We start from the raw sequence: 25,672 nt of genomic DNA, 5'->3' as shown, positions 1-25,672 counted from the left end.
TTCGCATAATTTTGAACCGGTTTTCCCTGGATTAAACCGATAGAGTATCTTCGAACTTGTTCTTGCAGAATCGTTGGAAAATCCTTAAAATTGTATAAACAATATACTGAATATATCATTTATTCACTATCCGCATGTGATAGGTGTTGCAGAGAAGGGGCATCGGGAATCAAATGCACGATGAAGGGACCAGAGATCGTTTGCTACCCCCATCACAGATTAAAAGTATTCTGGAAGACAGTTTCAACCAAAATCAATTTAGTGGTAAACGCATTCTGTTCCTCATACCGGACACTACCCGGAGTGGGCCGGTGGATTTATTATTCCGCCAACTACATGAGGTGTTAGGGGAGCGAGCCGCTGCGCTCGACTTTTTAATTGCCCTTGGCACCCATCCGCCTATATCAGACGAACAGATCTTCAATCACCTCGGCATAACAGCTGAAGAGTATAACACCACGTACGAAAATGTCACCGTATTTAACCATCGCTGGGATAAACCTGACACCTTTACCACCATTGGGACCATCAGCCCGGAAGAAATCGTTGAATTGAGTAACGGGCAGTTGGAAACGGAGGTGCCCGTTCGTCTAAACAAAATGATATTTGATTATGATTATGTGGTTGTTTGTGGACCGGTATTTCCGCACGAGGTCGTGGGATTCTCTGGTGGGAACAAGTACTTTTTCCCTGGGATTTCCGGGCAGGAAGTTATCGACTTTACCCATTGGCTCGGTGCGCTGATTACCAGTAGAAAAATCATCGGGACGAAGGATACGCCGGTCCGGGCGGTGATCGACCGTGCGGCATCGTTCATAGATGTACCGAAATTAAGTATCTGTTATGTCGTTGAGGGGGAAGAAATTGCAGGGCTATACGTGGATGCCCCTGAAAAGGCGTGGTCTGATGCTGCCGATCTGTCGGCAAAGACACATATTAAGTATGTTGATCACCAGTATAGGCAGGTGCTATCAATTATCCCGGAGATGTATGATGATATCTGGACCGGTGCCAAGGGGATGTACAAGATGGAGCCGGTGATCGCTGATGGCGGAGAGGTCATCTTATACGCACCGCATATTTCTGAGTTTTCGTATACCCACGGCGACAGAATCGAAAAAGTAGGGTATCACGTGAAGGACTATTTTGTGAAGCAGTGGGACAAATTCCGGGATAAGCGCTGGGGTGTACTGGCGCATTCGACGCATCTGCGGGGCGCCGGGGAATATGATGCGGCAACCGGTCGCGAGAAGCCCCGCATTACGGTCACCCTCGCTACGAGGATTTCACAGGAGCGCTGCGAACAGGCGAACCTGGGATATCGGGATCCCGATGAAATCGATCTGGCAGAATGGCACTCCAAAGATGGGGAAGACGTTCTGGTGGTTCCGAAAGCAGGAGAACTGCTGTACCGATTGAATTAGCACAACGCCATGAGTGGCACTTACAATTGAACAACTTTAGCTGTCAAATGCAATCACGGGAGGGAAAGCAAGAGGCATGAGTATTAAACTCAAGGAAGACGCAAAATATTCGTTACTGGTTGCAACCAGCATGGGGCTTCGGATAACCCCGGTCAACGGCCAGCCAGTCCACAACAGTACTAATTTTAAATTACAGGCAACCAGCGCAGAATCGAACGTTGCCAGCGTGTCATCATTTCTGGGATTACCCGTCAAAGTATTGACGGCATTTGTTAAGGACAGCCCCATGGCGCGGTTTATCAAAGATGATCTGGGGCGACGCCATATGGACTACGAAGGACCGGAAGTGGACCAGGGAGGTCCGTGGGGCTATCGCCATCAGATTAATATTGCAGACAGCGGTTTCGGTATGCGGGCGCCCCGGGTACAGAACGATCGGGCCGGGGAAGTCGGCCGGACACTCCGGGTTGATGACTTTGATCTGGAACGTATCTTCGGCGAGGAAGGTGTGAAAATTGTGCATCTGTCCGGACTCATTGCGGCCCTATCCGAAGATACGGGACAGTTCTGTCTGGAAATAGCCCGTGCTGCGAAGAAGTACGGGACCCGGATTTCCTTCGACCTGAATCACAGGGCCTCTTTTTGGGAGGGCCGGGAAGACGAACTGTATGAGATCTTTGACGAAATCGCCGGAGTCTCTGATATCCTGATCGGGAACGAGGAGGACTTTCAGCTGTGCCTGCGGATCGAGGGGCCGGAAGCCGGTGGCGAAGATCTGGGGAATAAGATCGATAATTTTAAGGGCATGATTACCCGGGTAAAGGAATCGTATCCCAATGCGACCGTCTTTGGAAACACGCTCCGGGAGGTCGTCAGCGCGAACACCCATCTCTGGGGAGCCATTCTGTCCGTTGGCGATGATTGGCATGTGGTTGAACCCCGCGAAATACCAGTACTCGACAGGATTGGTGGCGGCGACGGATTCGTTGGCGGTATGTTGTATGCCGTACTCAAGGGCTGGGATTCGGAAAAGTGGATCCAGTTCGGCTGGGCAAACGGTGCACTGGTGACTACACTGGAAACCGATTACTCCCAGGCCGCAGACGAAGATCAGATCTGGAGCATCTGGGAAGGGAACGCCAGAGTGCAGCGATAGAGCGCTACGCGGTGACGGACAATATGAAAATCCCTGTCCGCGTGATGTGAACTTTGAATATTTGGAAAAGCAGGAGTAGTAAATGAAGTGTGATATAGGTTTAATCGGATTAGCCGTGATGGGGCAGAACCTTGTCCTCAACATGAACGATAAGGGATATTCTGTCGCGGTATTCAACCGGACCGTAAGCAAGGTGGATGACTTTATCGAAGGGCCGGCCAAAGGTCGTGATACTATCGTCGGTGCGCACTCCCTGGAGGATTTTGTTGAAGCGCTTGAGCGCCCGCGTCGGGTAATGTTGTTGGTCAAAGCCGGCGATCCCGTTGACAAGTTCATCGACAAACTATTGCCTCACCTGGAAGAAGGCGACATCATTATTGATGGCGGAAACAGTAATTTTGAGGACACGATTCGCCGAACGAAGTACGTGGAGGAAAAAGGCCTGAAGTATATCGGTACTGGCGTTTCCGGCGGTGAGGAAGGCGCCCGCCATGGCCCGAGTATTATGCCTGGAGGCACTCCCGCTGCGTGGCAGCATGTTAAGCCAATCTTTCAGGATGTCGCCGCTCAGGTTGATGGCGAGCCGTGTTGCGATTGGGTCGGGGCAAACGGTGCCGGTCACTTCGTCAAGATGGTGCATAACGGGATCGAATACGGTGATATGCAGTTGATCTGTGAAGCGTATTCACTGATGCAGGCCTTTGGCCTCGAACCGGCGGAGATGTCTGAAATTTTCGGCGAATGGAATACAGGAGTACTGGATAGTTACCTGATTGAAATTACCAGAGATATCCTGGGCACCACCGATGACGAAACCGGAAAACCGATGGTGGATCTTATTCTGGATACCGCCGGACAGAAGGGCACCGGGAAGTGGACTGCAATCAATTCTCTGGACCTGGGGCAGCCGGTTACACTGATCGGCGAGGCGGTTTTTGCCCGCTTTCTGTCTGCACTGAAGGACCAGCGAGTAAATGCATCCAAGGTGTTGCAGGGACCCGGAACCGGTCTGGACGTTGACAAAGATGCGTTTATTGAGGCCATCCATGATGCATTGTATGCGAGCAAAATTGTGTCCTACGCTCAGGGATTTCAGCTGCTCAGAGCGGCGGCGGAAGAGTATGACTGGGACCTGAATTACGGTGAAATTGCCATGATGTGGCGTGGTGGGTGTATTATCCGGAGCCAGTTCCTGGGGCGGATTAAGGAAGCATTCGAAGAGACACCCGATCTGGAAAACTTGCTGCTACACGATTATTTCAAGAATGCAGTAGAAGGGGCGCAGAATCACTGGCGTGAAGTCATTGCCAAGGCCGTCACTGCAGGAGTTCCGGTGCCGGCATCCAGCACCGCGCTGGCATATTATGACGGCTATCGGAGTGAGCGGCTGCCTGCTAATCTTCTGCAGGCACAGCGGGATTATTTTGGCGCTCATACGTATGAACGGGTTGACAAACCGCGCGGTGAATATTTTCATACGGATTGGACCGGGGAAGGCGGTCCCGCAACTGCCGGCTCGTATAACGCATAACGACAAAATCTACCGCCAGACTCTGACCTTCCCGGAACCGGATTTGTTGGGAGGGCAGTCCGGTTCTGGACTCTCGGCTAACGATAGAAGGATGGGATGTTGGAACGAATGGGAAAATTGTGTAAATTAATCCCAGTTAGCAAGAATCCCATCCGCCCAGAACTTGCATAATGCTCATGTTGCTCTGAGTATTTTGTAACCTATTGAGGAAATACTTGTTGCCCCGGCGTTTGGAATGCTGTTTTCCGGGAATGTCAGCGATGAGCAATGTTAAGAGCTTCCGCTGCCACAAACATTTGAGGAGTTTGACCATAAGTGAATGAGAACAATAATAGGTTTTATATAAAAGTAAGGAACTGGGTATGGTACTAGATTTTAGTGATCCGACACCGCTGTATAGGCAGATCGCCAAAAATATAAAAGAGAAGATCGACACAAATGTCTATGAGATCGGAGAAAAGATTCCGTCTCAGCGGGAACTGGCGGACAATTACGACGTGAGTATGATAACCGTGAAGAAGGCGATCAGCGATCTGATTAATGAAGATATCCTATACAGCAGAGTAGGTAAAGGAACCTACGTTGCGAAGAAATCCAGCCGCTCCCGCATTGCAGAGCATAATACCATCGGTCTGGTGCTGAGCGATTTAAAGAGTCCCTTTTTCTCGTTGATTTCGCACAGTGTTGAAATGCAGGCAAGTGAGGAAGATTACAGTCTGCTACTCTCAAACTCCTCAGGGCAATTCGAAAAAGAGGAGCGGCTCATCAACCGGTATCTCGATATGGGGGTGGATGGGCTGATCATCGCATCCATGTCTCACGAATACAAAGCGAACAAGGCAATTCGATCGCTCCATGAGGATGGGTTCCCGTATGTCGTGGTTTCTTACGTGGCAGATGACGATATCTACCATGTCGGTACAGATCATAAAGCCGGGGCCTATATTGCAACGAAACACTTAATTGAACACGGTTACGAAGAGATCGGATTTGTCAGTGCCGAAACCGGAAATCTTCTTGGCGATATTCGGCGTAAAGGGTTTGTCAAAGCGGTTGAAGAGGCTGGTATCGGCTATGACCGGACAAATATGTATACGTATCCCTATAGCGGCGAGTGGAACGATTATCAGTCCGGATACGAAATTGGGAAAGAATTTGCCCAGCGCGATCACCTGCCTGAGGCTATGTTCCTTTATAACGATTTAGGCGCGCTTGGTTTTGAGGAAGCATTGAATGAAAAGCGCATTAAAATCCCTGAGGAAGTATCAGTTGTGGGGTTTGATGATATTGAACGGAGTTCTTACTGCAACGTACCGCTTACTACAATCAGGCAACCGACGGAGGAAATCGGGCGACTTGCCGTACATAAACTCATTGACCTCATTAAGGGAAAGAATCCCGAAGTGCGAACGATTTTAAAGCCAGAACTGATTATTCGGGAATCCTGTGGTGAGCACGCCGATCAGGATATGCAGAAAAACGAACAGGAGGTACGGCGTTCCAGATCCCGGTCTCCCTTCTAACGGCCGGAATTTTCTTGAATATTTGAGCAATCAGGAATTATATTATTGTGTATACCTAATATAACAAAATTCGCAAACGAATAATTGATGATGCAAAATCATCAATGCGGGGGAGGGGATCATATTAAAACTTTTAGCAATAGTATTTTATCTCCGTTTTAACATTTCCATATATTTATTAGCTTATTTTTAATATTGAAATGGATCTTATTCATAAATGTGTTAACGCTGGGTTCGAGTGGCAAGTGGCCCACGATTTAAGAAAACTTTTGGAGTGGTAAATTATGGCAATTTTTGACGAAAACTATCTGTTGGAATCGAAGGCAGCAAAGAGATTGTATACTGAGGTAAAAGACCTCCCAATCCTGGACGCGCACAACCACGGTGACATCGCAGAAATCGTTGAAAACACCGGATGGAGCGACATCTGGGAAGTTCAGGGGGAAACGGATCACTATGTATGGGAAATGATGCGCAAACGGGGCATCCCGGAAGAAAGGATTACCGGAGATGCACCCAATAAAACCAAGTGGCTGGAACTGGCGCGCATTATGCCTGAACTCATCGGAAATCCTGTATATGAATGGGTGCATCTTGATCTGAGGCGCCGGTTTGGTATTGAAGAGGCGATCTCATCTGAGACTGGAGAGCAGATCTGGAAGGAGACATCCGCTCAGCTAAAAGACGATGCTATGCGACCCCAGGAGTTGCTTGCGGAGATGGGCGTAGAAATCATGTGTACCACCGATGATCCGGTGACGTCACTCCCATATCATGAACGCGCAAAAACTGAACTCACGAATACCAGAGTTCTTCCGACCTGGCGCCCTGATAAATCCATGAAGATTGAATCGGACCAATGGAAGGATGTACTTAATGATCTGTCGGAATCAACTGGCCAGGATGTGTCCACCTTATCTGGCCTGCTAGATGCGCTGGAAACCACCCACAAATATTTTGAACAGGTCGGGTGTGTTGCCAGTGATCACGGGGTTGAGCAGCCGCATGCCTACTACGTCTCGAAAGACCGGGCTGCATCAATTCATGAAAAGGCATATGCCGGGAATGAATTGACACAGGAAGAAATCAACGATTACCATGCGTATTTGCTGGTACAGTTTGGCAGAATGAATGCTGAGTCGGACTGGGTCACACAGTTGCACATCGGTGCAGTCCGGGATTATCGGGATACGCTGTGGGAGTTGATTGGTCCGGATTCCGGCGGCGATCTTTCCACGCAGAATATCGAGTTCGTGAAGAATCTGAAATATTTTCTGAACGAATTCGACGAACAGATGGAGATAGTGCTCTATTGTGTTGATCCGACACATCTGCCAACGCTGGCAACGCTGGCCCGGGCATTCCCCAACGTGAGCCTTGGGATGGCGTGGTGGTGGAACGACAGCCCTATTGGTATGGAGCGGCATCTGGAGTATGTCGGTTCGGTCGATATTCTCCGAAACCATGCTGGCATGGTGACCGATTCCCGGAAGCTGCTGTCCTTTGGTTCCAGAACTGAGATGTTCCGGAGGACGCTGTGTAATGTGGTTGGCAGCTTTGTTGAACGGGGTCAGGCGCCAGAATCTGCTGCAGTTGATCTGGTGAAAGCACTGTCATACGATCGGCCCAAAGAATTATTCTTTAAATAGACAATTCCCGAAATCCGGATTGGGCGAGCAGCGGCATCTTATCCGGATTTAAACAGAAGAGGATACTATAATGAGGTACTCGTGGCGAATTTTGCTAGTGATGCTCGCAATTGTTGTGGGATTGATGGGATGTAAGGGGGAGACCAAAGTTGAAAGTATCAAACTGGCCCATGGGCTGGCACCCAGCCATCCAGTGCATAAGGCGATGGTCTTTTTTGCCGAGCGTGTAGCTGCAAAGTCTGACAGCACGCTGCTGATTGATATTTATCCCAGCGAGCAGCTCGGCTCAGAACGTGAATGTATCGAGTTGTTACAGATAGGAAGCCTGGGGATAACGAAGGTCTCCACGAGTCCGCTTGAGTCCTTTGAGCCGACGTTTAAGGTGTTTGGGCTGCCGTATCTTTTCCGCAATGACGAACATAGATTTAACGTGCTGGAAGGTGAGATCGGCAAAGAATTTCTCCGTAAGACGACGGACGCCAACCTGCGGGGATTGTGTTTTTACGATGCCGGGAGCCGGAGCTTCTACACCGTCGATAAACCGGTACATGAGCCAGCCGATCTGAACGGGTTGAAAATCCGGACCCAGGAAAGTACCACCGCCATGCGGATGGTCCGCGCGCTGGGGGGCTCACCAACGCCCATCTCCTGGGGAGAGTTGTATTCGGCGCTCCAGCAGGGAATTGTCGATGGCGCGGAAAACAACCCACCGAGTTTTTATCTGTCCCACCATTATGAAGTCTGTAAATATTACTCACTGGACGAACATACAGCGGTACCAGACATTTTGCTTATCAGTACCGTGGTCTGGAATAAACTGACGGATGAACAGAAACGGATTGTCCAGGAAGCGGCAAACGAATCGGCTCAGCACCAGAAAAAACTTTGGGCCGAATCCACCAAAGAATCCCTGGAAAAGGTAAAAGAAGCCGGAGTGGAAATTATTCGTCCGGATAAGGAAAAGTTTCGTAGTGAAGTGGAAGATCTCTATCAAACCATTAGCGAGGAACGACCCGAAATGTACAAAATGGTCGAACGGATCCGGAGCGTGAAATAGTTATGAAAAAATTTATTGCTGGAGTCGACTTCATACTGAAATGGTTCGTGATCGTCGTGATGGCGGCGAACGTGCTGAACGTGTTATGGCAGATCCTTACCCGGTTTATTCTCGCCAATCCCAGTTCATGGACGGAAGAACTTGCCCGGTACCTGCTGATCTGGGTGGCCTTGCTGGGTGCGGCGTATGCTCACCGGCTAAAGATGCATATCGCCATTGATTTCGTTGCCGAGAAATTTCAGGGGACAGCCCGGCACTATTCCAGAATGTTTATCCAGGCGTGTGTGTTTATCTTTGCGCTTATAGTTATGGTGATCGGTGGTATGAGAATCGTGGACCTGACCTTGTCGCTGGGACAGGTTTCGGCGGCGCTGCAGGTTCCGATGGGCTATGTTTATTCGGTGATACCGGTCAGCGGTATACTGATCATGTTCTATTCCGGGCTCTTTTTTGCCGATGAATTACGCGACATGCTCTGGGACCAACCGCGCATACTCGAACCGATCAATCAAAGCAGCATGGATGACTCTCAAACCGAATAATCAAAGGAACCGGATATGGTACTGACTGGCGTTATTGTTTTAGTAGTTTCATTTGTTGTTCTGCTTATTCTCGGGGTGCCGATCTCGTTCACCATTGGGCTGTCAACGCTGTTTACCATGTTGGTAAGCGTTGATCCGATCCCGGCGTTCACTACTATTGCCCAGCGGATGGCTACGGGGCTGGACAGCTTCGCACTGCTCGCCATCCCGTTTTTTATCCTCGCCGGACAAATTATGAACCACGGTGGCATTGCGCGCCGCCTCATTCGATTTGCCGAAGTAATGGTTGGCGGACTGCGAGGAGGACTGTCTTATGTGATTGTCGTCGCCTGTATGTTGTTCGGCGCGATTTCCGGATCAGCAGTCGCTGCCACAGCGGCTATTGGCGGGTTCCTGATTCCACTCATGGTGAAAAAAGGATACGAACTCAATTTTAGTACGGCGTTGAATATTACTGCCTCGACGACCGGACTACTCATTCCGCCGAGTAATATCCTCATTGTCTATGCATTCGCCAGCGGCGGAACGTCTGTGGCTGCATTGTTTCTCGCTGGCTATATGCCCGGGATTCTGGTTGGAGTAGGGTTAATGGCGGTTGCCGCTATTTACTCCATGCGCATGGGGTTTCCGAAAGGAGATACCGTCGGACTGAAGGAAGGAGTAATAGCCTTTTTTGACGCTCTGCCGAGTATTTTTATGATTGTCGTGGTAATCGGCGGGATCGTCGCCGGATATTTTACAGCCACAGAAGCCTCGGCCATCGCTGTGGCGTACGCCTTCGTTCTGGCAGTCCTCATCTACCGGGAAGTGAAATGGAAAGAAATTCCGAAAATTTTGTTAGATACCTCATCCACCACAGCCATGGTGATGATGCTGATTGCAACTTCCATCGCCATGTCGTGGATAATGTCCTACGTGAACATCCCCCAGGCCGTAAGCTCGACCTTAATCGGCCTGACGGACAGTAAAATCGTTATTTTCATTATCATCAATATCATTCTGCTGCTGGTTGGAACCTTTATGGATATGACCCCGGCGGTGCTGATATTTACGCCGATTTTCCTGCCGGTGGTCCAGCAATTGGGTATGGATCCGGTGCACTTCGGCATCATGATGGTACTGAACCTTTGCGTGGGATTATGTACACCACCGGTTGGCACGGTACTCTTCGTCGGGACCGGTATATCGAATACGAGTATCGAGAAGGTCGTGAAACCGCTGTTACCACTCTATGCCGTGATGGTTATTGGCCTGATGATTGTCACCTTTATCCCGTGGATCAGCATGTGGTTGCCAACACTGTTTGGGTTTTAACGAATTAAATGAAAGCGAGATATATTGAACGAAGAATCGAGCAAATTCTTTGAATACCCATGAAGGCAACAGAACGGGAAGGAAAATGCCGTCTGCGGTGAAGGAGAGCATTAAATATTTTTCCGATAACTCAGTCAGATTTACTCAAGGGATACCTTCTAATCATGAGTGGCTCTCTACCATCCTGATACCGGGAAAAGGGGAGTTCCTGAATACCCTCTGGAATAATCCTATGGATTCTACAGAGCAAAGAATCGGCCGTTTCAGGAATATGGTGCAGGATGGTGGGGCCACATTTTACAGTTTCTATGAAAATCTACTCGGTAATCCAGGAATACCCTTTCTCAAACCTTATACAGTCAAAACTTGAATTTTTCACTGCATATGATAAACCTAACATACGAAGAGGGATGAAAATACTATGGCGGAAAAGCTTTCATTAAACTTACTAAAATCAATAGCAGATGATGGTGTTGACAATGCAACACGAACCAGAGTGGCATTGGAAGACGACGCCGAGTGGGAAATCTATCCCAAGTCTGTCAATACCCTGGAAGGCAGTTACTGGTTTATCGCCAGGGACGGCAAGGTCAAGGCACTTTGGTTTGCTTCTCCTGAGGATGAACCGGCGATTGTCGGTGAGTATGAAGGTGAACAGATTGCCACAGATGCCGATGATATCAGCTCGCTGAAAAAGTGCCCACTCTCCCATGCAAATGCCGAAATCATGCGGGAACAATACGATTATACCAGCCCACAGTTGATTGGCATCAATAATTCTTACGGCCTTGGCGACAGGCTCGGCATTGCGAATCCGGCACATCTCAGGGCAATTCAGATTACCGACCTCAAACCGGTACTCGCCCAGCAGTCCATTCGCGAGATGGAGCGAACGAATCGTACGCCGGATGAGGTAATGGATGTGGCGACCTGGTCGGTATTGCAAGAAGGTTACACCGGTGGATTCGGTTCTGATGCCGATCATCTGAAAACGCCGGAGGATATTGACTATACCATCGCGGCCGGCTTTACCATGTTTACTATTGATCCGGGTGACCACGTCAATAATGAGGCTGACACGCTTCCGGTCGCCACGCTGGAACAGGAAGTCCAGGGACTGAATTGGACTGAATTGGAAGACGATTACGAATCAGCGATAACGCGCTACTCGGACAAAACCATCGAGGTCGACAGCACCTTCTCGCTGAATCCGTCCAGAGAAGATACGCTCCGGGCCTTCACCAAATACGGAAAAGTGATTGCGCACACCAAAAAAATGGTGCGCTATCTGGAAGAGAACTATCCCGAACATCCCAGTGAAATTGAACTCTCCGTGGACGAAACCGAGTCCGTCACCCAGCCGTTCGAACATTACCTGGTAGTGAACGAACTCCGGCGCCTCGGCGTGGAGTTGGTCAGTCTCGCACCCCGGTTTGTGGGACGCTTCGAAAAGGGGATCGATTACATTGGCGATCTGGACGAATTCCGGGAAGAGTATAAAAAACATCTGAAGATTGCAGAGAAGCACGGGCCGTATAAGCTGAGCGTTCACTCCGGCAGCGACAAATTTTCGGTATACGAAGTAGTCGGTTCACTGGATATGGGACATGTCCATGTGAAGACCGCCGGCACCAGCTACCTGGAAGCACTCCGGGCAATTGCCAAGGTGAAACCGGATCTGTTCCGCGAAATTTGGGATTTCTCCAGAGAAATCTATGATACGGAAAAACGGAGCTATCACGTTTCTGCCAATGTGAATAAAGTTCCCGCCGGTGACGAATGTTCCGACGACGAACTGGTGGCACTTTTTGAGGACGAGCAGGTCGACGCACGCCAGGTGATGCACGTCTGCTTTGGCCGGGTTCTTTCCGAAAAGACTGACAGCGGCGACTACCAGTTTCGGGACAAGATTCTCGATACATTGGAAGAGTATGAAGATGTGCACTATGAAACTCTCATGTCCCATTTCGCACGCCATTTTGAACCACTGACATCGAAGTAAAAATATGAAAGTAGGTTAACCATGAGCTATTTGGACAAACTATTCGGGCTACAGGGGAAAGTTGCCGTAGTCATTGGCGGCAGTGGCGTACTCGGAGGAAGTATGGCCACAGCTCTTGGCCAGGCCGGCGCCAAAGTTGCCGTGTTATACCACAGTAACAGCGACGGTGCCGAAAACCACAAAAAGGCCATCGAAGACAACGGTGGGGAAGCAATTACCGTCCAGGCTGATACCTCCGATAAAGCCAGCCTGACTGCTGCCAGAGATTCCATCCTCGATGCCTTCGGGAGGGTCGATATCCTGGTGAACGCGCCTGGCATCAACTCCACAACTCCTGTGTTCGATATCGATGAAGACGAGTGGAATACGATTCTTGACGTGAACCTGAAGGGTGTCTTCTATGCATCCCGGGTGTTTGGTAAACAGATGATCGAACAGGGTGGTGGAAGCATTATCAATATCTCTTCAGCCTCTTCGGAGACACCGCTTTCTAAGGTGTTTACCTATTCCATTTCCAAATCCGGTATGAACAACATGACAAAATTTCTCGCCAGAGAATGGGCGGAGGATAACGTCCGTGTCAATGCGGTGGCCCCTGGATTTTTTCCGGCGGAACAAAACCGCGAAATCCTGACAGAGGAACGCACCAACTCCATTTTTAACCACACACCGATGAACCGGTTCGGCGAACCGGAGGAACTGTCCGGCGCTGTGGTGTGGTTGGCTTCCGAAAACGCTTCCTCCTTCGTGACCGGCTCTCTGATTTACGTGGATGGTGGCTTTACCGCGCAAACGATCTGAAAAGCTGTGTAGGGATTAAGATATAGGATTGTGCTGTTTCTTAATCTTACTCTTAATCTTAATCGTAATCTTCATCGATGTTGTTTGGACGGAGAAAGGAAAAGGGAGAAGGGGAAAAGGAAAAAATGTTCGTTGTTGGTCGTTCGTCGAACGATGGTTCGGCTCCCGATTTCTTTCTGAGCAAATAAAAATAGGGGTGAGGAACAGATCGATAGTTTTTCCGGTTTTACAACGAACAACAGACCACGAACAACTACCGGCCGAGGCAGGAACGACCAATCCGAAATGGGGTTCGGACACAGAACTCAAGACGCCAGAATCATGACCGGGTTGAGCGATAATATTGAACACTTTAACACTATAACACAATTTTAACTTGAACACTGCTGTACCAAACCGGAGATATTCAAATGGCATTAGACATTAAATCCGCAGATGAATGCGAACTGGATCTGTTATCACTGGGAGAGTGCATGATTCGTTTAAGCCCTCCCGGGCACGACCGAATCGAAACCGCTCCGTATTTCCAGGCGTATGCCGGCGGCGGAGAATATAACGTAGCGTATGCGTTGGCGCGATACGGGCTCCGCACCGCCTGGACCGGAAAACTGGTCGATAATCCGCTGGGAGCATTTATCCGAAATCATGCACAGGCCAGCGGCATGGATTTCAGCGAAGTGCTCTGGGAGCCGTACGACGGTGTTGGCCAGGAAAATCGCGTCGGCCTGAATTTTACCGAGGTGGGCACCGGGATCCGCGCCAGCGTTACCATGTACGATCGCGGGCATTCTGCGACGATGAACATGGAACCTGGCGAGATCGACTGGGAACGGATTTTCAACGAGCGCGGCGTTCGCTGGTTTCATCTGGGTGGCATATTTACGGCTCTGAGTGACGGCTGTGCCGAGGTGGCGAAAAATGCCATGAAAGCCGCCCACGAAGCCGGAACCGTCGTGAGCTACGATCTGAATTTCCGAAGTAAACTCTGGACGACTGAGAAAGCGATCGAGGTCACCCGTCCTTTGGTACAATACATCGATGTTCTCATCGGGAATGAAGAAGATTTTGAAAAGGTGCTAGGCTTCGAGATTGAGGGCACTGACGAATCGTATACCGGACTTCAGGTGGAGAACTACAAGAAGATGGTTAGCCAGGTGTTGGACGCCTATCCGCACCTCTCGGTCGTCGGCACTACGCTGCGGGAGGTTCTGTCCGGTCTGCTGAATAACTGGTCGGCGCTTTTCTGGTACGACGGCGACTTTTATCATTCGTATAAGTTCGAGGAACTGGAGATCGAGGATCGCGTGGGCGGCGGTGACGGCTTCTGCAGCGGGATGATTTACGGCTTCCTGAACGATTTCGACGATCCGCAGACCATTGTGGAATTCGGTGCAGCGCACGGAGCCTTATTGCAGTCGACACGAGGCGATACCAGCGTCATCACCGTAGATGAGGTGAAGAGCGTGATGGGCGGCGGATCAGCCAGAATTAAACGATAATTATATCTCTGGGAGACGACTGACTTATGGACAGAGCACAAATTCTACAGCAGTTGACCAATACCGGTATTGCGGCGGTGATCCGGATGGAAAGCGTAGAAAAACTGCTGGCCACGGTCAACGCGATCCGGGCCGGCGGCATCGACTGTATCGAAATTACGATGACCACACCAGACGCGCTGAACGTCATTAGCCAGGCGCGACAAGAGCTCCCGGACGATGTCTTAGTGGGCGTGGGATCCGTATTGGATGGCGCCACGGCCAGGATGGCAATTAATGCCGGCGCCCAGTTCGTGGTATCCCCGATATTCAAAGAAGAAATTATCCACACTGCCCATCGATACGATGCCCCGGCGATTCCCGGTGGCTTTACGCCAACGGAAGTAGTCGCTGCCTGGGAAGCCGGTGCAGATGTGGTCAAAGTTTTTCCGGCATCCAGTGTCGGGCCAAAACACCTGAAGGCGATTAAGGGCCCGATGCCACAGATTAAACTGACGCCGACCGGGGGAGTGAACCTGGATACGGTTGCGGATTTTCTTGGTGCCGGTGCCGAATTTCTTGGCGTGGGATCGGCACTGCTGAACAAAAAGGCGATAGCCAATGAGGACTGGGAGACGCTGACCGAGCTCGCTGGTGAGTTCATTTCCAGGATCAAAAAATTCCGGGAAGGGCAATCTGCCGGATAGCCTGGTCTTGACGATTATCCGTCTGTAAAGCCGGGGAGCTCCATCTTTTTTTACAACCCATAATGCGTAACTAAGGGAGGGCTGGGTTGAAGAACCTTTCTATATTTCTGACAGTATTTATCCTTGCTGCAGCGGTGAATGCCGCCCAGATCGAACCGATAACGGTGGATGTGTGGAACGGCAATGCAACAATCCAAACGGAACAAGTCTCTGTTGAGTTTTCGTCCACACCGCCTGCATTAACTATTTCTAGGGACGATCAGGTCCGACTCCAAACCAAAAAGCATAATGCTTTTGTCTACGAGACAGACGGTGAAGCAATCCCATTTACGAAGACGGGACAGATCCATCGTCGGTTTCAGGGGTTTGTCGCCGATTTAGCTACGGAATCGGGTGAGACTGGCCAGCTAGTGGTGAAGATGGATGCGGAGAGCCATATCACACTTGAACTGTTACCGCCAGCCGGAGCCGCCGAGGCCGTCCAGGTGAATCTGGAGCAGTCGGCTGAGGACCATTTCTATGGACTGGGCGATCTCTGGAGTACGGAAACCGTGGATGCGGCGGGCCACAAAGTAGAGATGTGGGACCACACCGGGACGCCGGATGAGTGTGCGTATGTTCCGTTTTATATGTCAACAGCCGGGTACGGCTTATTTGCGGACAACGCCTATCTGGGGACGTTCGATTTTGGAAAAACCGATAAAAACGTCACGGCGATCCGTTTCGAGTCGCCAAACCTGTCTATGCATCTTTGGGTTGGAGAAACCATGCGGGACATTCTGCCGCAATATCTTGATTTAACCGGCTATCCGCCACAACCACCCCAGTGGACATTCCTCCCACAGATCTGGCATGACGCCGGAACCTGGGATAATGTTTTTACCGACGTAGACCGCATGAAAGAAAACGATATGCCGTTGGGCGCTGTCTGGCTGGATCGGCCCTGGGCCCAGGGTGAATACGGCAGCGACGATTTTATCTTTGATAAAGAGCGGTATCCGGAGCCGGAGAAACAAATTAAGCGTCTTCACGATCAGGATATCCGTCTTATCGTCTGGGGATGCGATTTCCTGACGCCGGATTCCCGCTATTTTGAGGAGGGCAAAGAGAATAATTACTTTGCCGCGGTAAACAAGCATGAATCCAATCGATCCCTGGATCAGTACATCGTAGATTTTGCCCAACCGGAAGCGCAGAAGTGGTTTAAGGATATTATCAAGAATGCGCTGGAAATGGGGGTGGATGGCATTAAACTCGACCGCGGACAAACCTATCCCAAAGATGCAACGCCTCCAAGTGGTCGCGATCCCATGGAAATGCACAACTACCATGCCTATCTCATTGTGAAAACCTACGCCGAGGCCCTGGAGGAAGTCCACGGGGACGATTACCAGCTGACGCCCCGGGCCGGTTGGGCCGGCACCCAGGCTTGGACCATGAAGTGGCCGGGCGATCTCAGCAGTGGGTTCGATACCTACAGTGGTCTGCCTTCCGCGGTGCGCGCACAGACTGCCGCTGGAATGACAGGCTTCGCCTTTTGGGGCACCGATGTCCCGGGCTATGGAAATAATGCCACCAAGAAAGCATTCCTCCGCTGGATGGAGTTCGGAACGTTCAGTCCGCTCCTGCAGTTGGTCGGGAAAGGGAATCACAACGATATCCCTTTCTCCTGGGATGAAGAAGCAGTACAGGTGTACAAATATTACGCACAACTACGAGAAAAAATGCTGCCGTATCTGACTGACCAGGCGAAAGTCAGCGCCGAAATGGGGATTCCCATGGTCCGGCATTTGGCCTGGGAATGGCCGGAGGACGAAAATGTCCACGATCTGCACTACCAATATTTGTTTGGCGATGATCTGCTTGTAGCGCCAGTCATCGACAAAAAAACGTCCAGAACGGTCTACCTGCCGGAGGGACAGTGGGTTGACTTCTGGAACCGGGATCGAGTACTGGACGGTCCGCAATCGCTGGAGGAGGATGTCCCGGTAAACAAGATACCGGTGTATATCCGCAGCGGAAGCAAATACGCATTTGAACTGCCGGAAATGTCCCTGCCGGAATAACGGACAATCGATAACCGTAAGCCATTCACACACAGGAGCAATCCAATGAAAAGTCACTTTTCGTTTAAATCGGTTTTGGCTGGTGTCATACTCGCACTCTGTTTGGTTCCAATGATGGCATTAGCGCAGAATATCGTAGATGAATCATTACCATGGAGCGAACGGATGGCCCAGTCGGAAATGTTCCGACGGGGTGCTTACTCGCTTGAAGGTGATGGAGAGTTTAATATCACCCACATCGGCTCATTAGATGATTGGAGTTATAGTGCCGCACTACTGATGCAGTCGATTGAACGGGTAGGACGTAAGACCGGAAATGACATGTATTTCAATTACATGAAGAGGTATGTCGATCAATTTGTGGAGCAGGACGGCGACATCAGAAGGTATAGTATCGAAGAATACAACATAGATAATGTTAACCCGGGCAAACTGTTACTGACACTCTATGAAGAGACCGGTCATGAGAAGTATCGACTCGCGGCAGAAACCATCCGGGAACAGCTCAAAGGACATCCGCGTACCGACGCCGGTGGCTACTGGCATAAACGGATTTACCCGGATCAGATGTGGCTGGATGGAATCTATATGTGGACGCCGTTTGCCGCTCGTTATGCCAAAATGTTCGAAGAACCGGCCCTTTTTGATGATCTGACAGAGCAGATAATTCTCATTGAGAAAAAGACCCGGGATAAAGAGACCGGTCTATTGTACCATGCCTGGAATGAAGACAGAAGCATGGATTGGGCCGACGAGGAAACCGGGCTTTCCCCCCACTTCTGGGGACGCGCAATCGGCTGGTATGCCATGGCCATAGTAGACGTACTTGACTATCTGCCGAAAGATCATGAAAACCGGCAGGAACTTATCAATATTCTCCAGCGGCTTACCGTCGCGCTCCTGGAAGTACAGGATCCGGAGACAGGCGTATGGTTTCAGATACTGGACATGCCGGGCAAGGAAGGAAACTACAGCGAAGCTTCCGCTTCAAGCATGTTTACCTATGCAATGCTGAAGGGCATCAACAAGGGATATCTCGATAAGAAGCACCTGCCCAAGGTGAAAAAGGCGTATCAGGGGCTCCTGGATCAGTTCGTTACGGTGGATGGTGCCGGGTTGGTCAACCTGAATATGGTTTGTACTGGTGCCGGCCTTGGCGGTGATCCTTACCGCGACGGTTCGTTTGAATACTATGTCAGCGAGGACATCGGAACCAACGCCCTGAACGGTGGCGGACCATTTATCATCGCCAGCCTGGAAATGGAGAAGGCTAAGTGATTATGAGTATAAGTTATACGATATAGGGTATAGTACTGCGTATTCCGTATTGCGTCATTTTCGCTAAGTATTTTGGGATGCGTGATAGGGACTACGCAGTACTATAATGGTAGCACCCGAACACTGACTAAGGACAGAAATTTTGTTGCAGAGAAAAAATTTAGTGTCGGCAGGCTTTTACGGATTAATGCTAGAGTTAGTTTTAATTTTGATACCAGCGATAACGTTAGCACAACTCCCGGCCTTTCCAGGCGCCCAGGGATTTGGCTCGGAGACCACTCACGGACGTGACGGCGAAATTATTGAGGTCACGAATCTGAACTCAAGTGGAAGTGGGAGTTTCCGATCAGCACTGGCGGCGTCCGGCAAACGGATTATCGTTTTCCGTGTCAGCGGGATTATCGATCTGGGAACGAACCCCATCGAAATAACGAATCCATACCTCTATGTTGCCGGACAGACGGCGCCCGGTGACGGTATCTGCCTGCGAGGCGCGCCGCTGGAAATCAAAACCCACAATGTCGTCATCAGGTATATCCGGAGTCGGCCCGGGGATGATCCGGATGATTTTAATCCGGGCAGCCGGGACGGACTCAATATCACCAATGCAGCCTATAATGTGGTTATTGATCACTGTTCATTCACATGGGGACTTGATGAAAATGCGGGTATTTGGTACAACAATGCGAGTAATCCGGTCCATGATGTAACAATCCAGTGGAGTCTTGTCGCGCAGGGGCTCCATGAAAGTATTCATCCGGAAGGTGCGCATGGAACAGGATTATTGGTTGGTGATTATTCACAGAATATTTCTATCCACCACAATCTATTTGCGCACAACAACCAGCGAAATCCCTTGCTGAAGGGCGGTGTCAAAGCCGATATCAGAAATAATGTGGTATATAACTGGGGTGGAATTTGTATTCAGTTGAATGACCGTGATGGGACAGAACAACCAACGTATGCCAATCTGGTGAATAACTTTTTTAAAGGCGGTCCAGACAGCGACAACTGGGAGGTCCGTATAAACCGAAGTGGCGACGAAGCCGTCGCCGCAGGATCTGAAATCTATGTTGCCGGGAATATCGGGCCGCACCGGAAGAGCGATTCCGAAGATGAATGGAATATCGTGCAGGATTCCGAGAGTGGTATCAGAGCGGAAACGGCGACCGAAGCGCCGACTGTTATCCAGTTTGAAGCGACGGAGGTAGTTGACTACGTCCTGGCGGATGCCGGTGCGGTGAGACCCAATCGCGATCGGGTCGATGCGGATATCGTTTCACAATTCCGGAACGGGACCGGAGAGATTATTGATAAAGTGTCGGACGCCGGTGGTTATCCCGACTATCAGTCGGCGACTCCTCCACCAGATGAAGACGGTGACGGCATGGCAGACAGCTGGGAAACGGAGAACGGACTAAATCCCAGCGATGGCAGTGACGGAGCGGCTGATCGGGACGGAGATGGCTACACTAACGTGGAAGAATATCTGAACATGCTGGCTGTGCAGGAGGGTTTTCTCCTGCCACCGACCGGATTACGTAAAATACATGTGGACGGTAATTCAGTCCGTTTACAGTGGGATGAAATTATCAATAAGGAATCCGGCTTTGTGGTAGAGCGTTCGGTCGATTCTGCAAGCAACTATGATGAAGTGGGGCGTGTGGGAGAAAATGTAACCGAATTTACCGATAGCGGACTTGAACCGATCACCACCTATCACTACCGCGTGTACGGCTATAAGAATAGTACAACATCGGATACGGCGACCATAACGATCACGACCCTCACTGCTGATGGCCGACCGGTACCTGTAAAGGCCCCCGAACCACAGGACGAGGCCACGGATGTCCCTATGCTCGGGACATTGGCGTGGAATGGAGGAGAGGGTGCGGAATCGTATGATATATATTATGGTATAGAAACGCCGCCCCCGTTTGTGAAGAATGTTCGGGAAAAATCGCTCAGCCCGAAGCTCGGCTTTGCCGATACGGAGACTTATTACTGGCGGGTCGACGCCGTAAACGGTTCCGGAACCACAGAAGGCCCGGTCTGGAGTTTCCGGACAGAGATTATTCCAGCTGAGGAAGTGGCGGCCTATTCATTTGATGACCTTTCATCAGAATTTCTTAAGGATGAATCCTCCGGCGGTAAGTCACATTATGCGTATCTGAAGAATATGGACTCCGTTAAATCTGTCACCGGAGCATTCGGCGGGGCAATTTCACTCGACGGCGTCGACGATTTTATCGGCGTTCTGAACAATTCGGATATTCGCTTTAGGGTGGAAGATTTCTCGATCTCGTTCTGGATCAAGACCAACTCCACTGGGACAATACAACCTTTGGTCTCCCAAAATAACGAGGGAGGCACAGGGTATAGTCTTCATCTTACCCAGAACGGGGGTATTGCATTCTCCCTCAATGACGGCGAGGGGACGTCGACAGTTGCAACCGGATCCGGTTCGGTTGCCACAGGAACATGGACGCACATTGTGGCCATGGCACACAGGCATCCCGATGAACTCAGGGTGTACCTGGATGGAGAACTGGCTGCAACTGTTCCAGACACAGTCGGGGATATCTCGACGGGAGAATTATATACCAAACTTGGTACAAATACCGATGAGTCGGTATTTGTTAAAGGTGGAATGGATGAGTTCAGCATATTCCGGTATGCGTTATCCGGCGAGGCGGTCTCGAATCTATACGAAAGAAATACTACGGCGCTCGATCCGTCTTCCTCACCTGAACAATACGAGCTTTCTGTGCGGAATTACCCTAATCCGTTTAACCCGGTGACGATGATAGAGTACACGGTGCCAAATAAAGCGCCAGTAACGGTATCAGTCTATACCGTCACTGGGAAAAAAGTGGCTACGCTGGTGAACTCCAGGCATAGACCAGGACTCTACAGAGTTCTTTTCGATGGGAGTCCTTACGGAAGCGGCCTGTATTTCTACCGTATCACAGCAGGCTCGCAGGTACAGACTGAAAAAATGATCCTCGTGAAGTGAGTGCGAATGGGGAGCGAAGACTATGTTCTGAACCACGGGAAAATCGGGATAAGGATATTCGCCGTATTATCCCGAGTATGAGTACAAATATGACATATATTTTATAAGAAAATCTTGACATATAGATGGCCAAATAGTATAATGAGTATAACTATAATACACATTCCTTCACGCGGCAGAACAGCAACATTGCGAAGCGTTAATATAGGCTCCAAACCTATGCAGGACGTATCAATGTCATAGAGTATTTTAATAGATGGGGGGGGATATATATTCACATTAGATATTTGGTACAGTTGGCCATGGTGTATTATGCGTCAGTCGCATTTGCACGAGGTCCACTGGGAGGAGCACTGACAGATGTTGCGTACCAATCGCATTAGTGGTGGTGTGTGGAATCAACGCATTTCCGCACCGAGGTCTTACTCACTCCCTGCAATCAGCCCGATGGGTTTTAGCGGTCGGTATCGTTCAAATGCCGGTGATGTTGTAGCTCAGAGCTGCAATAGTAAATGTTAGAAGCGCTCCATAACTTTGAAGCGAAAGAGCAAAAATGAGTCATTGTCGGAATTTAAACTCAAATAAGAAAAACATGAGAGGTAGCAGGATGAAACTACTCCGATTAGTATTCATACTTTTTGTAGGAACAGTAGTTTTTTCGACAACTTACGCTCAGAGCACCGGGCGAGTTGCCGGAAAAATTACTGATGCCGAAACCGGAGAGCCAATCATTGGTGCGAATGTCACCATATCTCTGGATGACGGCAGAACCATTGGTGCGGCAACGGACACTAAGGGTGATTATACAATTCTTAATGTGCCAATCGGATCTCATGATGTGAAGGTGACCTATATCGGGTATGCGACCGTAGTAAAGGAAAACGTCCAGGTGGAAACAGATCGGATTGCTCGGGTCAATTTCCAGTTGCAGACAAGAGCGATTGCCGGCGAGCAGGTTGTTGTGCAAGCCGATCGCGACGTTTTGAATAAGCAGGTTTCCAGCAGTCAGTCGATTTCCTCCGCCGCAGAAATTTCGGAAGCGGCTGGTGTCACTACTGTTGAGGATTTTCTTTCGACCCAGGCCGGCATTACCGGACAGGAGAACCTGAATATCCGTGGCGGCAGTGCTGAACAGACAGGGACCATTGTCAATGGACTGACCTTTACCAATGCCCGAGTAGGTAAGGCGCAGGCGAGTATTCCGACGAGCGCAATCCAGGAAGTGAGCGTTTCGCCTGGTGGTATGGACGCACGCTACGGTAATTTCCGGTCGGGTCTCATCAACATTACGACAAAGAGTGGAACCCCCGATGCGTTCCATGGGGGCATAAAAATTGATTACACGCCAGCCCAGCAGAAGCGTTTCGGGAAGTCACTGTATCATCCATACAATAATTTGTTACGACCGTATTTTGATCCCAATGTGGCTTTTTATTGGGATGAAGACCTCAGTTCCGGTGGTTCCGTAGCAAAATGGCTTGACGATCCGATGAAGAGAGAGACGTATCCGCAGTTTTACGGTTACCGGCTGTACAAGCAGATATATAACGCATCCGTTCCGGAAGAGGAGCAGGTGAGTGAGATGGACTTGTATCTGTGGACTGCCTGGATGCATATGGTGGAGCCGAAATGGGACGATCTGAAGAGTTATGCCGATACAACGGCCGACTTTGCATTTGATATTATTTCCGAAGAAGAAATGGCCAGTTTGACTGCGGCAGAACGGGATACGAATCACTCTATTACCCGGGCGCAGCAAAAAGCGATCGCCGACCATGCCGCACGGCAGCGGGAAGGCGCTGTGCCGGACTATAATATCGACTTTGGGTTCGGTGGTCCGGTGCCTGTGATCGGTAAGGCGCTCGGTGGCGCAACGTTTTATTTTTCTCACCAGACGAACAATTCGGCATATGTTGAGCCGGCATCACGGGATGCTCAGCTCGATCATACTTCTCTGCTGACACTGAAATCGAACATTACAGAGAATATGACGCTCCAGCTGAACGGCTTGTATAAGCTCTCCAAAGGGGCGCTACCGACCATGCCGAGTAACGGTTCCATACCGCAGCTGCTCGAACAGGGATCAGGGGACGCTGACGAAGCAGGTGGTGGTGGCCTGATGAATGAGAATAATTTAGAACTGATTTACGATCGTGGCCCTGATTACTATTACCATCCCACATTCTGGCAGCCGAAAGATATTTCCTATTTCATGGCGGGCGCAAAATTGAATACCGTCGTCAATGAGAAAAGTTATTGGGACCTGACCTTGAATTATGCGTATCAGAAAGATGACGTGGATTTCAAGGTTACAAGGGATCCCAGCATGGTCACTAATTTCGGGCCGATTTTAATTAATGAAATGCCGTTTGGCCGGACACCGCACCAAAGCGATACGGTGTACACGGCAGATGGCTCGGACTTCTATGTCCATGGCCCCTTTGGTAAACCGGGCGGCTCTGCTGCGATTACCGGTTCCCGCAGGTTCCAAAGCAAAACCGGTCAGTACCACGAAAATTCCGTTACCCAGCAGTTCAAGGGAGAGTTTGCCTATAATAACCAGGTCACGAATCATCATTTCCTGCAAACGGGAATGAGCATGGATTATTATGATCTGAATAATGATCTCTGGAACTACTGGAAAGACCATGATACCGATTACAGCCTGTTATTTCACCGCCAGCCATACCAGATTGGCGGATATATCCAGGATCAGATTAACTTTGAAGAGATCTCGGCCAAGGTCGGTATGCGTGCAGACTACTATAATAGCGGTGGTGATGTCTGGCCGACCGGTGACCGGTTTAATGAATTCGGAGCCGAACTTAAGGAATTAGGTTTGGATATTCCCGTCGCTTATCTCCCGGGTCCCGAAGGTGATAGTGATGCCATGCGCTACGATATTCTGAGTAGTGGAAGGAATATCACCTGGGAGCGCTGGAGAGAAATCGATCGGTATTACGAGATGAGCCGGGACGAAATGAAAAACGAATTACCGGGTGTTGCCCCAGGTACAATTGACAGCCTGTATGATGCCTTTGGGGGAGAAGAAAACATCGATTTTCTGGAACCCACCAAAAATTATCTGGTATTCAGCCCAAGAGTGGGGGTCTCCTTTCCGGTGACAGATCGTTCCAAGTTCTACTTTAATTATGGACATTACCGGGCGACTCCACCCCTGTCTGCGATGTATATGTACACCTATAGGCTCAGTAAAGGACAGGGGCTCAATTTTATTGGGAATCCCAACCTTGAGCCACCCAGAACTATCTCCTACGAGTTGGGTGTTGCCTATAACCTGCTCGATCAGTACCTGATAAACCTGAGTGGGTATTACAAAGATATCACCGGACAGGAAACCACCATCGAATACGTCGGTGATGCTAGTTATGATGGCTGGGCGAACAACCAGTACCAGGACATCCAGGGCGTTGAAGTGGACATTCGCAAAAATGTCGGCGATTACCTGACCGGATGGGCCAATTTCCGGTTACTGTTCCAGCGGACCGGATATACCGGCCGAACAACCTGGTATCAGGATGACCAGCTGAACCAGCAGCCTGACGATATCTACTACCAGGCCGAAGAAAGTCAATCGAACCCGCAGCCGTCTTTCCGGTCGAACGTGACGTTCCATGTCCCGGATAATTTTGGTCCGGCAGGCCCGGCCCGACTGTTGCTTGCAGGATGGGATATCAGTGGCTTATTCACCTGGGAACAGGGTGACTATTTCACCTGGAATCCGGAAAACTTGCGTAACGTCAATAACAACCTGCAGTGGCCGGATTACTACATGTTTGACATGCGGATATCTAAGGTGTTTAACGTGGCTGGCTCCCGTCTCAGGTTTTATGCAAATGTAGAAAATCTCTTTAATCTGAAGGTGAACTGGATGCAGCGCGGATGGGCCTTTAGAAGCGATTCGGATAGGGAGAATTACTTTAATTCGCTCCATCTGCCTATCTATGATAGTCCGGAGTATCCGGAAGATACCTATACCGCGGGCAATGATAAGCCGGGTGATCTCAGATCAGAGGATAAACCGTACATTAACGATCCGAATAATGCCCTGTGGCTCTACGGACAACCGAGAACCGTCCATTTTGGCATTGACTTTAGCTTCTAGGA

Annotated in this window: 16 protein-coding genes; all 16 read left to right on the top strand. The window is 50.0% G+C overall.

The window, feature by feature from the left end:
• Positions 1-173 precede the first annotated feature (173 nt).
• The 16 genes from K9N57_04015 (at position 174) to K9N57_03940 (ending at position 25,670) form a co-directional block, all read left to right on the top strand.
• Positions 174-1,424, top strand: coding sequence for a lactate racemase domain-containing protein (locus K9N57_04015; GenBank protein ID MCF7803333.1), 1,251 nt, complete (start codon positions 174-176; stop codon positions 1,422-1,424).
• 76 nt (positions 1,425-1,500) lie between these two features.
• The gene (locus K9N57_04010; GenBank protein ID MCF7803332.1) at positions 1,501-2,580 is read left to right on the top strand and encodes a sugar kinase; all 1,080 of its coding nucleotides are present in this window, start codon (positions 1,501-1,503) and stop codon (positions 2,578-2,580) included.
• Positions 2,581-2,662: 82 nt separating this feature from the next.
• Positions 2,663-4,111 carry a decarboxylating NADP(+)-dependent phosphogluconate dehydrogenase gene (gnd, locus tag K9N57_04005; GenBank protein MCF7803331.1) on the top strand — a complete coding sequence of 483 codons (1,449 nt, stop codon included), beginning with the start codon at positions 2,663-2,665 and terminating at the stop codon, positions 4,109-4,111.
• Positions 4,112-4,473: 362 nt separating this feature from the next.
• Positions 4,474-5,634 carry a GntR family transcriptional regulator gene (locus tag K9N57_04000; protein MCF7803330.1) on the top strand — a complete coding sequence of 387 codons (1,161 nt, stop codon included), beginning with the start codon at positions 4,474-4,476 and terminating at the stop codon, positions 5,632-5,634.
• A gap of 284 nt (positions 5,635-5,918) precedes the next feature.
• A complete protein-coding gene (uxaC, locus tag K9N57_03995; protein ID MCF7803329.1) occupies positions 5,919-7,283 on the top strand; it encodes a glucuronate isomerase in 1,365 nt (454 codons plus the stop codon).
• A 70-nt stretch (positions 7,284-7,353) separates the two neighbouring features.
• Positions 7,354-8,340: a TRAP transporter substrate-binding protein gene (locus tag K9N57_03990; protein MCF7803328.1), complete on the top strand. Its 987-nt coding sequence runs from the start codon at positions 7,354-7,356 to the stop codon at positions 8,338-8,340.
• 2 nt (positions 8,341-8,342) lie between these two features.
• Positions 8,343-8,882, top strand: coding sequence for a TRAP transporter small permease (locus K9N57_03985; GenBank protein ID MCF7803327.1), 540 nt, complete (start codon positions 8,343-8,345; stop codon positions 8,880-8,882).
• A gap of 15 nt (positions 8,883-8,897) precedes the next feature.
• Positions 8,898-10,196 (top strand): TRAP transporter large permease, encoded by a 1,299-nt coding sequence (locus tag K9N57_03980; protein MCF7803326.1) that lies wholly within the window; start codon positions 8,898-8,900, stop codon positions 10,194-10,196.
• Positions 10,197-10,617: 421 nt separating this feature from the next.
• Positions 10,618-12,198 carry a tagaturonate epimerase family protein gene (locus tag K9N57_03975; protein MCF7803325.1) on the top strand — a complete coding sequence of 527 codons (1,581 nt, stop codon included), beginning with the start codon at positions 10,618-10,620 and terminating at the stop codon, positions 12,196-12,198.
• 21 nt (positions 12,199-12,219) lie between these two features.
• The gene (locus tag K9N57_03970) at positions 12,220-12,999 is read left to right on the top strand and encodes an SDR family oxidoreductase (GenBank protein ID MCF7803324.1); all 780 of its coding nucleotides are present in this window, start codon (positions 12,220-12,222) and stop codon (positions 12,997-12,999) included.
• A 410-nt stretch (positions 13,000-13,409) separates the two neighbouring features.
• Positions 13,410-14,498, top strand: coding sequence for a sugar kinase (locus K9N57_03965; protein ID MCF7803323.1), 1,089 nt, complete (start codon positions 13,410-13,412; stop codon positions 14,496-14,498).
• A 26-nt stretch (positions 14,499-14,524) separates the two neighbouring features.
• Positions 14,525-15,184 carry a bifunctional 4-hydroxy-2-oxoglutarate aldolase/2-dehydro-3-deoxy-phosphogluconate aldolase gene (gene eda, locus K9N57_03960; protein ID MCF7803322.1) on the top strand — a complete coding sequence of 220 codons (660 nt, stop codon included), beginning with the start codon at positions 14,525-14,527 and terminating at the stop codon, positions 15,182-15,184.
• A gap of 86 nt (positions 15,185-15,270) precedes the next feature.
• Positions 15,271-17,250: a hypothetical protein gene (locus K9N57_03955; GenBank protein MCF7803321.1), complete on the top strand. Its 1,980-nt coding sequence runs from the start codon at positions 15,271-15,273 to the stop codon at positions 17,248-17,250.
• A 114-nt stretch (positions 17,251-17,364) separates the two neighbouring features.
• Entirely contained in the window at positions 17,365-18,528 is a 1,164-nt protein-coding gene (locus K9N57_03950; GenBank protein ID MCF7803320.1) for a glycoside hydrolase family 88 protein, read from the top strand.
• A gap of 142 nt (positions 18,529-18,670) precedes the next feature.
• Entirely contained in the window at positions 18,671-21,544 is a 2,874-nt protein-coding gene (locus tag K9N57_03945) for a T9SS type A sorting domain-containing protein (GenBank protein MCF7803319.1), read from the top strand.
• A gap of 607 nt (positions 21,545-22,151) precedes the next feature.
• Positions 22,152-25,670 (top strand): TonB-dependent receptor, encoded by a 3,519-nt coding sequence (locus K9N57_03940; GenBank protein ID MCF7803318.1) that lies wholly within the window; start codon positions 22,152-22,154, stop codon positions 25,668-25,670.
• Positions 25,671-25,672 lie beyond the last annotated feature (2 nt).

Source organism: Candidatus Neomarinimicrobiota bacterium (assembly GCA_021734025.1).
Lineage (GTDB): Bacteria > Fidelibacterota > JAANXI01 > JAANXI01 > JAANXI01 > JAANXI01.
Note: the sequence above shows the minus strand (reverse complement) of the source record. Positions and strands in the feature narration are given on the sequence as shown.